The organism is Ferruginibacter albus (assembly GCF_020042285.1).
Taxonomy (GTDB): domain Bacteria; phylum Bacteroidota; class Bacteroidia; order Chitinophagales; family Chitinophagaceae; genus Ferruginibacter; species Ferruginibacter albus.
In genome coordinates, this window is record NZ_CP083388.1 from 2,865,398 (window position 1) to 2,879,057 (window position 13,660).

The window sequence follows — 13,660 nt, forward strand, 5'->3', positions numbered from 1 at the left end:
ACTCAATTTAAAATATCCAGTTTTATTAATAGGACTTTAGAGCCATCCTCTCCCATTTCGATCAAGCTACCATTATTAAATATAACCCTGTTCTGTATTTCAGAATATTCTCGGCTATAAATATCTATTTTGTTATGGGAATGATATCTTAACTGTAGTTCTAAAAAATTATCTGCGTGTTGGTGTGATATCACAATATTGACCCTATTGCAATCTTTAAAAGACTTTAGCAGCAATAAAAAATTCTGTATTATCCTAAAGATGGATGTTTTACGCTTATCTGAAATACTTTCGATCCCTTCATAAGAACAATTAAAATCTACATCGCCTGCAAAAGTTTTGGCAAAGCTTGCAATATGTTCTTCCAATGCAGTGAGTAATCCAAAATGCACAATAACAGAAGAAGACAGTCCGGAACTGATAGCGATCAATTCATCAACAGTCATAGATATCTGATCCAAAATTTCCAGGAGAACCTTGTCATCAGTTTTTGAACTCTTTTCTTTATTACGGCTTTCCAACATTATTTTGCAATAAGAAAGTGTCTGGCTGATATTATCTCTCAGCTTTACCGCCAATGCTTCCCGTTCACCTTCCTGCGAATAGATCATCGACTGCAAAATATGGTTGTTCTTTTCTTTTTCCTGTGCCAATAATTTTGTTTCCAGGTTTTTAATAGGCGTCATATCAATCCCGTGCACAATAAATCCTCTTACTTCATTTTCCACTATATCGGGGTAATACATAACAAAAGCTCTCCGCATTTCGCCATTGGGCAATGTAAATTCTCTTTCAAAAGATTGTTTTTCTCCGTTAAGCACTTTAGCAATAAAGGGCCTCTGCTTGCTGTACAATTCTTTTCCCAGCACTTCAGCAATTGTCATTTTTTCTATCATCTCATCCGGCGCTTTACCCATCCATTCTTTATAAGATGCATTGGCAAAGCGGCATACTTCATCTTTGTCCCAATATGCAAGAACAGCACCAACAGATGATGTTACCAATCGATGCATATTATCAAGATTGTATATCGATGATGACATTAAAATGAGTTTATTGTTTTTAAATTTTTTAAGCTACCAGATCACAATCCTTTTTTCTTCCGGAACATACATTTTATCGCCGGGCTTAACATTGAAGGCTTTATAAAACGGGGTAAAATTGGATAATGGTTCGTTTATCCGTGCAATGTCCGGCGAATGTGGATCGGTATTTATTAACTGCATTGTAAGTTGTGGAGTGTATTTACTGCGCCATTCCGTTGCAAATGCTAAAAAGAAACGTTGATCCGGAGTATACCCGTTTAGCTTATTATTACTTTGACCTTGCTTTGTCATTTTAAACGCATCGTAGGCAATATTCACGCCGCCGAGATCTGCAATATTTTCGCCGGTGGTTAATGAGCCATTGATATGCACGCTATCCATCACAATAAAATTATCAAACTGGGTAATAATACTTTTTGTTTTATTAGCAAACTTTGCGCTGTCTTCAGAAGTCCACCAGTTATTTAAATTTCCTTCCTTATCATATTGCGATCCTTGATCATCAAAACCATGAGTCATTTCATGCCCTATTACCGTACCAATGGCTCCATAATTCAGTGCATCATCCGCATTCACATCAAAAAACGGCGGCACTAATATGCCTGCAGGAAAAACGATCTCATTATATGTTGGATCATAGTAGGCATTTAATGTTGGTGGAGTCATTTGCCATTCGGTTTTATCTACCGGCTTACCTAGTTTTCCTAAATTGTATGCGATCAAATTTTTTTCACAGGAAATAAGGTTTTCAAAGTATTTATTTTTATTGATGACCACTTTACTGTAATCAAACCACTTGTCAGGATAGCCGATCTTTTTAATAAAGGCATGTAATTTATCGATAGCCACTTTCTTTGTTTCACTGCTCATCCAATCCAACTTATTCATCCTCCCTTCAAAAGATTTTTGCAGGTTATTTACCATTTCAAGCATACGTTGTTTTGCCTGCGGTGTAAAATATTTGTCAACATATATTTTCCCTAAGGCAAAACCTAACTGTTCATCTATTGTATATAATACTCTTTCCCAACGTGGCTTCATTTGTTGCGATCCATATAATATCTTAAAGTAATCAAAACGGACCTTTATAAAAGAAGAACTTAAATAGCGTGCGCTGTTACGCAGTGTTGCTGCAGTTAAATAGGACTTCCATACACTAACCGGAGCTGAGGAAAGCAGTGAATCGAGCTTTTGATAATAAGCAGGCTGTTCAAGGTCCATTGAATCAGTATGCAGTCCCAATTCGTTCATGGTACTTAGCCATTTAAGCGAAGGCATTTGTTTGTCGATATCCACTATTGCTACTTTATGATAATTACTTTGAGGATCTCTTAACTCTACATTGGTACGATGACTTGCCGCCAATACTTTTTCCAGATTATAGACCTCGTTCATTTTTTGAGTAGCGGTTGATTCGTTATAACCAATCTGCATGAACAATTTGGTGATATAGGTTTTGTAACCGTTCACTACTGTTAGCGTAACCGAATCATCTTTAAAATAATAATCTCTATCCGGCAATCCCAAACCATCCTGCGAAAAAATAGCAATATTCATCTTGCTGTTTTTTTGATCAGGACCTACATTAACGCCCAATAACAGAGAATTGGCATCCAGAGCCTGGCTGGTTACAAAGGGCATTATGTCTGCATTGGTTTTAAGCGTTTCAATTTGTGCCAAGATCGGTTTAATCGGATCATAACCACGCTTATCAATACCGATGGTATCCATCCCTGAAAGAAAAAAATCGCCCACTTTTTGTGCCAATGTCCCGGGCTGGTTATTTGCTTTTGAAACCGAAAGAAGAATACCATGAAGTCGCTTGTTGGTTTTATTGTACACGTCTGTCCATGTACCAACAGACACTTCATCAGCTGGTATCTTTGTTTTCTTTATCCAATTACCATTTACATAATTATAGAAATCATCTCCCGGTTTTACAGATAGATCCATACCCGGTGAATCAGGAAACTTATTGTATTGCGCCATCGAACCTTCGGAATACAATATCATCAACATAAAAACTATAAGAGTATATTTCATAAACAGGATTTTAACTCTTAACAAGATACAAAGAGAAAAGTGAGGCGCATAATTACAACCGAGCATTTCGGTTTTTTTTGACTTTTGAACGTGTAGGATTTTACTTACACGCTTATGGGGGAAAATACTTAACCAGCTATTAACGCATCAATATATCAATAAAAATCCCGCTTTAAAAAGCGGGATTTTTTATTAAACTAAAAATTTAGACTTATGATCTTATGCAACAGCCTTGTTTACCAATGCAGCAGCTTCGCTCAATAAGATAGCGCTTTGAACTTTCAAGCCGCTTTCATCAATTAATTTTTTAGCAACATCAGCATTGGTTCCTTGCAAACGAACAATAATAGGAATTTCAATATTGCCGATTGATTTATAAGCATCGATAACACCTTGTGCAACACGATCACAACGCACAATACCACCAAAGATGTTAATTAGGATCGCTTTTACTTTCGGATCTTTTAAAATGATGCGGAAACCGGCTTCTACCGTTTGTGCATTTGCAGTACCGCCTACATCCAAAAAGTTAGCAGGTTCGCCACCGCTTAATTTGATCATATCCATAGTTGCCATTGCCAAACCGGCACCATTTACCATACAACCTACGTTGCCATCTAATTTTACAAAGTTCAGGTTGTATTTTCCTGCTTCCACTTCTGTCGGATCTTCTTCATTCAAATCTCGTAAAGCAGCAATGTCTGCATGACGCATCAATGCATTATCATCAATATTCACCTTAGCATCTACCGCAATAATTTTATCATCACTTGTTTTAAACAAAGGATTTATTTCGATCATGCCTGCATCAATACCAACATAAGCGTTGTATAAATTCGTTACAAACTTTACACAATTCTTTAATGACTCCCCGCTTAAACCAAGATTGAACGCAATTTTACGAGCCTGGAACCCTTGTAATGGTCCACCCGGATGAACTAATTCTTTAAATATTTTTTCAGGAGTATTATGTGCAACTTCTTCAATATCCATACCTCCTTCGGTACTATACATAATTACATTCTTGCCTGAACTTCTATCTAACAAAATAGATAAATAAAATTCTTTAACAGGATTTGGTCCATCATAATAAACGTCCTGCGCCACCAATACTTTATGAACCACTTTACCTGCCGGTCCGGTTTGAATAGTAACCAATGTTCCGCCTAAAATATTTTGAGCTATTTCTTTAACCTGTTCTGCACTTTTTGCAACTGCCACACCACGTTGATCTTTACCAACTATGCTTCCTTTACCGCGACCACCGGCATGTATCTGTGCTTTAACAACAGCGAATTTGCTGTCGTACTGAGTATGAATTTGCTTATAAGCTTCTTCCGCTTCGCCGGGTGTATTGCAGGCAATACCTTCCTGTACCGGAACATTATAACGTTTTAAAAGTTCTTTGGCTTGATATTCGTGAAGGTTCATTGTAAAAAAATTTTGGCGAAGATAAGTAATGACTTTCAAGCCACAAGTCGGGAAGCGGGAGTTTTTACGCAAACGTTGTAAATAGTAGATTTTGGTCTTTTTTGTACCATCAGCACATCATTATTCAACATGGTTGTGAACTTATTCTGTTATCCATTTCTTTCACTGAAAAAAATGAGATAATCTCACTTACACAACTACCTTTGCTGAACCTCTTTACCTTATTGCATTTTTGCCTCCTTGCCTATACTCCCTACCTTTGCCCCTTAAAATCAATCAATAATGATAGCAAAAATCAAAGAAGCTGTTGCATATATACAAAGCCAATATCAAACAAAACCAATTGCAGGTATTGTTTTAGGAAGCGGATTGGGAAGTTTTACCCGTGAAATGAACGTGGAAAAGGAAATTAAATATTCTGCTATTCCCCACTTTCCTGTAAGTTCAGTGGAAGGACATAGCGGTAAATTGATTTTTGGCGAGTTGGGGGGTAAGAAAGTAGTATGTATGTCCGGTCGTTTTCATTATTATGAAGGGTATTCTGCACAGGATGTGGTCTTTCCTATCAGGGTAATGAAATTCTTAGGTATTCAAACTTTATTCATCAGCAACGCAGCAGGCGGAATGAACCTTAATTTTAAAGTGGGTGAACTGATGGTAATAAATGACCATGTAAGTCTTTTTGCGGTAAATCCATTATTAGGAAAAAATTATGACGAACTCGGACCTCGTTTCCCGGATATGAGCGAACCTTACAGTAAGGAATTAATTAAAAAAGCAAAAGTTATTGCTGCTGCAAAAAATATCGATCTGAAAGAGGGTGTATATGTAGGCGTAACAGGACCCACATTTGAAACAAGAGCAGAATATAAATTATTGCACATTGTTGGCGGGGATGCAGTAGGTATGAGTACGGTACAGGAAGTAATTGCGGCTGTTCACATGGGCGTTACCGTATTTGCAATGAGTGTAATTACTGATTTAGGTATACGTGAAGAAGAGAATAAAATAACACATGAGGAAGTATTGCAGGCTGCTAAAGAAGCTGAACCAAAATTGACTGCCATCTTTAAAGAACTGATAGCTCAACTATAACACACGGATGAAGCGACTCATCATTTTTTGTTGTTGTTTATTATTTGCTGAAGCCGGTATTGCTCAATTGGGCAATATACTCACGCAAGGCACGGGCAGTAGTGGCAATAATTCACCCAATGACAGCACGCTTGGTTTCACCCATCGTGATCCTGCTGCTGATTCAGTTGCCATAAGTTTTAAGTACTTAGATTCTATTCGAAATAATCCCATTGATTCGTCAGTAAATGATTTTTCAAGATATTATAATATTCCTTCTGATCTGCAATATTTAGGCAACACCGGCAACGCAGGTTATGACCTTATCTATTCCCCTATAACAAAAACCGGATGGGATGCAGGCTATCACGCATTTGATGCCTATCGGTACACCTTACAAAACACTAAGTTTTATAAAACATCCAAACCTTTTTCCCAGATAGATTATTTGTTCATTGGCCCAAATTCTGAGCAGGACCTGCATGCATTTTATACAAACAGCATCAAGAAAAATTTAAACATTGGATTGGAATATAAACTGATAAGTGCACCGGGTTTTTTTGTTACGCAAAATACCAATCATAACAGCTATCGTTTATTTGGAAATTACCAGGGTGTGCGTAAACGTTACTCGTTATTTTTTACCATGGTTGGCAATACCATAAAGAGTTCAGAAAACGGAGGATTAATTAGTGATACGTTTTTAAACAATAAATTATATCCGCAGCTATTTACCATTCCTGTTCAATTAGGCGGTGCAGTTGGTTATTCTCCTAACCCGTTCAATACATCGATTGCTACGGGTAATATCTATAAAGACCTTACTCTATTTCTTCGGCAAACCTACGATATAGGTAAAAAAGATTCTGTAGAAATAAACGATTCTACCACGGAATATTTATTCTATCCTAAGCTACGCTTTCAACATTCATTAACATTTAGCACTTACTCTTACCAGTTTACCGACAATGCCGTAAATACTGCATTTGCAGCATATCAACAATGGTATAATTTAGATTTCCCTTCTACTGTAACCAGCTTTACCAATACCACAAAATGGAAAGTGATCTCCAATGATTTCTCCCTATTACAATTTCCTGATACAAAAAACCAGGCTCAGTTTTTCTTAGCGGGTGCACGACTGGAAAATATAACAGGCTCCAGGAGCACTGCTACTAATTTGTATTCATCCTCCAGTGATAATTATTCGTATTATAATATTGTATTACATGCAGAGTATCGTAATAAAACAAAAAATAAACTATGGGATATAGAAGCAAATGGAGCATTATATTCTACCGGTGTAAACAGTGGTGATTATAATATCTATGCAACTCTTTCAAGATACTTAAATAAAAAATTCGGCAACGTACGTCTTACGTTTAATAATATCAATAGAAGTCAGTCGTTTATTTTTGATCCCTTGTATTCTTTTAATAAAGGTACTACTATCAATTATTCAAAAGAAAACATAACTGCTTTAAAAGCTACTGCCGAAAATCCTTTTATCAATTTGTTTGCTACGAATTACTTTATTACTAATTATGCTTATTTCACAGACTATTACCATACGGCCCAGTACAGCGGTGTAATAAACCTATTGCAGCTAGGCGCTTCAAAAACAATAAAACTAAACAAACACTGGAATTGGTATATTGATGCAGTGCTTCAACAAACGGATGGCGCCGCTCCTATCAGAGTGCCTTTATTTTATACCCGTAATCGTATTGCATATGAAGGACTTTTCTATAAAAACCTGAACGTAAGCACAGGTATTGAATTCAGGTATTATACACCATATAAAGGATATAATTATTCCCCTGTTGTAGGACAGTTCACATTGCAGGATTCTGTAAGCATCAGCAACCGCCCCGAAATTTCTGCTTTTCTTCAATTCCGGATAAAAACATTCAGCGGTTTTTTACGTGTTGAGAATTTGAACACGTTGGATGGCGCTGTTAATTATGCCGCTCCTTTGTACGCCTACCCGGGTTTTATGATCCGTTTTGGTATCCGCTGGTGGTTTGCTAACTAAAATATCAGCCAATAACCTGTAGAAACATTACTAATTTGACAAGCGGTCTTTCAAAATAGACATAAGTCGCTTAATTTTGCAGTGCAATGCGCAAAGTCATTATAGGCATATTAGCTTTTTTATACCTGGGGATCTCTTCAGGTATTGCTATGGATCTGCACTATTGCATGGGCAAACTGATACGCGTTGAACTGCACGAAACACACGACAGCAAAAATTGTGATCATTGCGGCATGAAAGCCAAAAAAGGCTGTTGCGGAGATGATCATAAATTTTATAAGCTTACCGATTCTCACAAAGACGTATCGAACGATATTGATTTCAGCAAAATTGTAATAGCATTCATACATTCAAATTATGCTGTTTACAATACACTGCTACCTTCTAAAGATTCATACAATAATATCAGCAATCACTCTCCACCTGATTGCAATACAGTTTCACTCTGTATATTGAATTGCGTTTTCAGAATTTAAAAATGAATTGATTTTGTTTTTCCGGTAACTGTTTGCCGGAACATTTTTATTTCAATTCATCAAAAAAATCATTCAATGAAAACGTATTTATATTTCAGCATACTATGCTTATTATTCTTTAACATCGTCGCAAAAGGGCAAAGTGCTCCCGGCGACAGCACCATAAGTTTTAAAGTACACGGTACTTGCGGGCAATGCAAACAACGTATAGAAAAAGCAGCAAAGGTCAATGGCGTAACCCAAGCCAATTGGGATATCAGCACAAAAATGCTAACGGTCATTTATGATCCGTTACAGGTTACTCTTCCTTCTATTAAAAAGAATATACTTAATGCAGGGCATGATGTGGAAGATACTAAAGCAACTGATAGAGCTTATGGTAATCTACCACCTTGTTGTAATTATCGCGATCTGGAAAAAGAAGAAAATAAATCTTCCGACTTACCTGGAGTAAACGATAAAACACCCATTGTAAAAGGTATGGTTTTAGAAGCCGATAAAAAAGGGAATTTTAAACCATTAACAGGCGCTTCTGTAATTTGGTTAAATACTACTAAAGGTGCAACTACCAATAACGATGGTTTTTTTGAGATAGCTCCGGACAATTCAACCAATCAATTAATAGTTAGTTATTCAGGGTTTACGGCAGATACTATAGCAGTAAACGATTCAAAAGAATTAAAGATCGTATTGGCATCTAATCATCGGTTAAAAGAAGTGGTGGTAACTGCAAAACAACGTTCTACTTATGTTTCAGCATTTAATCCTATTCGTACAGAAGTGCTGAACGAAAAAGAATTATTCAAATCTGCCTGTTGCAATTTGAGTGAAAGCTTTGAAACAAATCCTTCCGTTGATGTTTCCTATAGCGATGCTGTTACAGGATCCAAGCAAATTCAGTTACTAGGTTTATCGGGGATTTATACACAATTAACCGTTGAAAATCTGCCAGGTCCAAGAGGTATTGCTACTCCTTTAGGTTTAAACTCTATTCCCGGCACATGGGTAGAATCTATTCAATTGATAAAAGGAACAGGTTCCGTTGCAAACGGATTTGAAAGTATTGCCGGACAAATAAATGTAGAATTAAAAGAGCCTGAAACAGCTGAAAAATTGTATGCCAATGCGTATGTAAATGACGGTGGGAAAACAGATCTGAATCTGAATCTCGCTAAAAAAGTAAGTGATAAATGGTCTACCATTTTGTTGCTGCACGACGATTTTTTAGCAAATAAAAATCTAGATTTTAATAAAGATGGATTCAGGGATCTGCCTACTGGAAATCAATTCAGTGCTTTAAATCGCTGGCAATATGAGGGAGAAAATTATCACATACAATTAGGTATTAAGCTATTGAATGATGATAAAACAGGCGGGCAAATAGACTTCAATCCACAATCGGATAAGTTTACTACTAATCATTACGGTCTGGGCATTAATACAAAACGGTATGAAGCATTTGCAAAAACAGGCTATATGTTTCCTGCTAAAAAATATAAGAGCATTGGCTTACAGTTATCAGCCATCAGTCATGAACAAAACTCTTATTTTGGATTAACAAAGTATGATGCTACGCAAAAAACCTTTTATTCTAATCTTATTTATCAATCCATTATTGGAAATACCAATCATAAATTCAGAACAGGTTTGAGTTTTTCGCATGATGATTATAATGAAACGTTTAATGCAAATAATTATTTACGTACTGAAAATGTGAGCGGAGGTTTCTTCGAGTACACATACGATTATCTCACCAAACTTACTATCGTAGCAGGTTTACGTGGAGACTACAATAATCTATATGGATGGTTTGCAACACCTCGTTTGAATATTCGTTATGAACCTATCAAAGGAACAACCATTCGTTTAAGTGCAGGGCGTGGGCAACGTACTGCTAACATTTTTGCAGAAAATATGGGTGTGTTCGTAAGCGCAAGGCAAATAATAATCACTGCTGCTAATAATAAAGGGTATGGGTTGGATCCTGAAGTAGCCTGGAATAAAGGTATCAGCATCGATCAAAAACTAAAATTGTTCAGTCGTTCATCTACATTAAGTTTTGATTTTTATAGAAATGATTTTACTAACCAGGTTGTAGTTAACCTTGAAAATCCAACGCAAATAAAATTTTATAACCTGGCAGGCAAATCATATTCCAATAGTTTCCAGGCGCAACTAAACTTTGAACCGGTTAAAAAATTGGATGTACGGTTAGCGTACCGCTATTTTGATGTAAAGACAACTTACAGCGGAACTTTGCTTGAACGTCCGTTTACCGCTGCCAACAGGGCTTTTGCAAACTTTGCTTATGAGCTAAAAGGATGGAAACTGGATTATACACTCAGCTACACCGGCAGCAAGCGTATACCCAATACCGAAGGCAATCCTGCGCAATATCAATTGCAACAATATTCACCCGAGTACGTTACAATGAATGCACAATTAACAAAAACCCTCGGTAAAAAATTCCCTGTGGATGTTTATATTGGCGGAGAAAATCTAACGAATTACTTCCAGAAAGATGTAATTGTACAAGCCGACCAGCCTTTTGGTGAACATTTTGATGCATCAATGGTTTGGGGTCCGGTATATGGAAGAATGTTTTATGCGGGTCTTCGTTTTAAATTAAAGTAGATGAAAAAGATATTCAAGTTTATATTATCACTATTCAGAAAGAAAAAATGTTGTGAGTAGTTGTGAGTAGTGAATGGTCAGTAATGAACCAATGTTACAGAAAAAATAATCTATAGAGATTTCACTATTGACTATTGACCATTCACTATTTATCTATTTTCCCGCATCCGATCACTAAGTGTTGTAAATTCTTTTCTGCGAAATATTTTTTACAAATATCATCCGATCTATCTAATATCTTTTTTATTGTCAGTTGTTTAGTACCGGTGATTTTATATGCCTGCTTAAATGCATCTGCATCACTCAACGAAGTATTTTGTTGCAATGCTTCCTTAATAACAATTACACGTAAACCTTCATCTTTCAATTTGCCTAGTTCGGCGATCATCCAGCTTAGTGCATAAAAGTGATTTTGTTCCAATATCAGGAAATGCTTTTTATCTCCTGCATCGGGCAATTTATTGAAAGGAGAAGACACAATTTCTTTCGTTAAATACTTTTTTAAATGTGCTGGAACTTTTGGGACTTTGCTTAATTGAATACTTCCGCAAAAAGCCTGGGGATAAATGCTCAGCCAACGCAGCTTACGACGTAGCTCGTGTACATCTGCTTCTACATTTTCAAAATGAAAATCAGAACGCCTGGTGAACTTAATGATCTCTTTAATGGATAGATCGTAATATTCTTTTATCGCTTTTATATCTGCCGCCTCTTTTCTCCATTTTATTTCGCTCATTTTAGAGCGTATCTTTTCAATTTTGGGATCCTTATCAGTTATCCAGCTTTTTTCTTTCAGTATTTCATTGAAATTTTGAGTCTTTTCTCTTGTCATAGCCTGCAGGTATGTAAGAACCGGAGCCGGTATTGCTTTATTAATAGCAAACTCTTTGGCAAAAGCATCATAATAATCAATAGCACCCAAAGCATCTTCCAACACTTTAAAACGGGCATCTAATTTGGAAAACTTGAACTCAGGATACATAGCTGCATACGCTCTTGATAAGGCTTCCAGCATAAATAAGGGCGTACGGGCGTTGTTACGGTATAACCATAATGCAGGATTTTTTTGACTGGTAGCCTTGTTTAACAGCACTTCCAGCTTGCTTAAATAAAAATCGAAGCAGGTAAAACCCTGGTATTTTTTTGATTTCATGGCTATCGCATTGGTTGGATTGACAAGTTATAAATATTTTTTTATCATTCGTCAACAAAAAAAACAATAGATTGTTATAAAGCAAAACAATGTTTAAACATTGATTAATTAACTTTGTATAAAATTACCAACAATGGCAACAACAAAATGGTCAATAGACCCTACACACAGTGAAATTCATTTTAAAGTAAAGCACCTGATGATCACTACCGTAACCGGAAGTTTTGGAAAATTCAGCGGTACCGCAGAAACCGAAGATGAAGATTTTACTACTGCAAAGATTAACTTCTCGGCAGATGTTAACTCAATATCTACAGGAGTTGCAGATAGAGACGGACATTTAAAAAGCGCCGATTTCTTTGACGCAGCCAATTATCCTGAACTGGCTTTTACCGGAACAAAATTCGCAGGTAAAGATTCAGATTTTGAACTGGAAGGAGACCTTACCATCCGTGGTACAACTAAAAAAGTAAAAGTAAATGTAGAATTTGGTGGTATAACTAAAGATCCATGGGGTAGTACCAGGGCAGGTTTTACTATCAGCGGAAAAATAAACCGTAAAGACTTTGGATTAAGCTGGGGTGCTGTTACCGAAGCAGGCGGCGTTGTGGTTAGTGATGAAGTGAAAATTGCAGCGGAAGTTCAATTTGTAAAACAAGCATAACATATATTTCCTACGAAACCGTAAAGCAAAGTTGGTAAATGCCGGCTTTGCTTTTTTTAGTTTTGAGCTATTCTGCCCCGCAATTTATGTTTACGCCGATGCGCTATAATTGCCATTGGCTTAGTGCTTACATTTTTAAAATCATTTGATATTACGCTGATATTTCCATCCGCTTCCAGCGTAGCAATATCTACTTTTTTTACATCTTCTACTCCATGTTCCCTTACTGCTGCTTCCAGTTCTTCTACAGAAATTTGCAGATGATGCAAATGGTCAATCTGTATTTCGCCTTTATAAATAAGTAATACTGGCTTCCCCTCCAGGAGTTGATTTAGTCGCTGGCTTTTATATAAAATACGTTTTAAAATAAAATTGGTAATAAATAAAGCGCCGGCAGCCAATAAACCACCCGATAAAGAAGAATCCTGCCCTACCATTGCATTTTGCACTGCATTGCTTATCAATAGAATAAAAACGAGGTCTATCACTGAAAGTTGCGCCAGTTCTTTCTTTCCAAATATTCGTATAGCAACTACAATAAAAAGATACACCAATATTGAGCGTACCACTACATCAACATAATTACTATTAAAAAGAGAATGCATGAGAATTATTTTTTCAAAAATAATTTGCCTTATGGAATTAACACAGTTTCCTTTGTTAATAACCGTAAAATAGTCAATTGGCTTACTTAAAGATAAAGAATTGAAAACTATTGCTTCGCATCAAACCATATTTGCGTTGCATCTTTCCAATCACCGTTGTAATTAATAGTCAATTCTTCTCCTTTTTTAATAGCTCTTACTGTTTGAATAGTGATAGTATCATCAGTATAGTCCATAATATACTCGCAATTACTTTCATAACTATGATTATACATCGGCACTAATCCAATTGCCATACAGCATTTACCTTTTTTGCCCCAATCAAAAATATAGTTAAATAATACTGTCTTTTCGATGTGAGCTTTATCTTCTTTGCTCATGACGATCACCGGAGAAATTTCGATCACTGTTCCGGGGGCAATACGTTGCTTTGTGAAAACACCTCTGCCCTTTTTTGCTGTTTTGTCAATAAATAAATATGGTTTCAACATAATGTTCA

Annotated in this window: 11 protein-coding genes; 5 read left to right on the top strand and 6 right to left on the bottom strand. The window is 36.4% G+C overall.

Going from position 1 to position 13,660, the window contains the following annotated elements; genetic code table 11:
• Positions 1–2: 2 nt before the first annotated feature.
• From K9M53_RS12255 to sucC, 3 genes are all read right to left on the bottom strand, one after another.
• Entirely contained in the window at positions 3–1,043 is a 1,041-nt protein-coding gene (locus K9M53_RS12255; protein WP_224015269.1) for a PAS domain-containing protein, read from the bottom strand.
• Positions 1,044–1,076: 33 nt separating this feature from the next.
• Positions 1,077–3,089 (bottom strand): M13 family metallopeptidase, encoded by a 2,013-nt coding sequence (locus K9M53_RS12260; protein ID WP_224015271.1) that lies wholly within the window; start codon positions 3,087–3,089, stop codon positions 1,077–1,079.
• A gap of 219 nt (positions 3,090–3,308) precedes the next feature.
• Complete coding sequence (gene sucC / locus K9M53_RS12265) at positions 3,309–4,520, bottom strand: ADP-forming succinate--CoA ligase subunit beta (protein ID WP_224015273.1); 1,212 nt, start codon at positions 4,518–4,520, stop codon at positions 3,309–3,311.
• A 282-nt stretch (positions 4,521–4,802) separates the two neighbouring features.
• On the opposite strand from sucC, the gene K9M53_RS12270 reads away from it, so the two are divergent.
• The 4 genes from K9M53_RS12270 (at position 4,803) to K9M53_RS12285 (ending at position 10,739) form a co-directional block, all read left to right on the top strand.
• The gene (locus K9M53_RS12270; RefSeq protein WP_224015275.1) at positions 4,803–5,615 is read left to right on the top strand and encodes a purine-nucleoside phosphorylase; all 813 of its coding nucleotides are present in this window, start codon (positions 4,803–4,805) and stop codon (positions 5,613–5,615) included.
• Between the two features lie 7 nt (positions 5,616–5,622).
• Positions 5,623–7,629: a putative porin gene (locus tag K9M53_RS12275; RefSeq protein WP_224015277.1), complete on the top strand. Its 2,007-nt coding sequence runs from the start codon at positions 5,623–5,625 to the stop codon at positions 7,627–7,629.
• Positions 7,630–7,715: 86 nt separating this feature from the next.
• Positions 7,716–8,105 carry an HYC_CC_PP family protein gene (locus K9M53_RS12280; protein ID WP_224015279.1) on the top strand — a complete coding sequence of 130 codons (390 nt, stop codon included), beginning with the start codon at positions 7,716–7,718 and terminating at the stop codon, positions 8,103–8,105.
• A gap of 75 nt (positions 8,106–8,180) precedes the next feature.
• On the top strand, positions 8,181–10,739 hold the full coding sequence (locus K9M53_RS12285) for a TonB-dependent receptor domain-containing protein (protein WP_224015281.1): 2,559 nt from the start codon (positions 8,181–8,183) through the stop codon (positions 10,737–10,739).
• A gap of 145 nt (positions 10,740–10,884) precedes the next feature.
• On the opposite strand, the gene K9M53_RS12290 is transcribed toward K9M53_RS12285, so the two are convergent.
• Positions 10,885–11,892 (bottom strand): hypothetical protein, encoded by a 1,008-nt coding sequence (locus K9M53_RS12290; RefSeq protein ID WP_224015283.1) that lies wholly within the window; start codon positions 11,890–11,892, stop codon positions 10,885–10,887.
• Positions 11,893–12,025: 133 nt separating this feature from the next.
• Here K9M53_RS12290 and K9M53_RS12295 point away from each other — a divergent pair, with 133 nt between their 5' ends.
• The gene (locus tag K9M53_RS12295) at positions 12,026–12,556 is read left to right on the top strand and encodes a YceI family protein (RefSeq protein WP_224015285.1); all 531 of its coding nucleotides are present in this window, start codon (positions 12,026–12,028) and stop codon (positions 12,554–12,556) included.
• A gap of 56 nt (positions 12,557–12,612) precedes the next feature.
• On the opposite strand, the gene K9M53_RS12300 is transcribed toward K9M53_RS12295, so the two are convergent.
• A complete protein-coding gene (locus tag K9M53_RS12300; protein ID WP_224015287.1) occupies positions 12,613–13,161 on the bottom strand; it encodes a DUF421 domain-containing protein in 549 nt (182 codons plus the stop codon).
• A gap of 107 nt (positions 13,162–13,268) precedes the next feature.
• On the bottom strand, positions 13,269–13,652 hold the full coding sequence (locus K9M53_RS12305) for an SET domain-containing protein (protein ID WP_224015289.1): 384 nt from the start codon (positions 13,650–13,652) through the stop codon (positions 13,269–13,271).
• Positions 13,653–13,660: the final 8 nt, after the last annotated feature.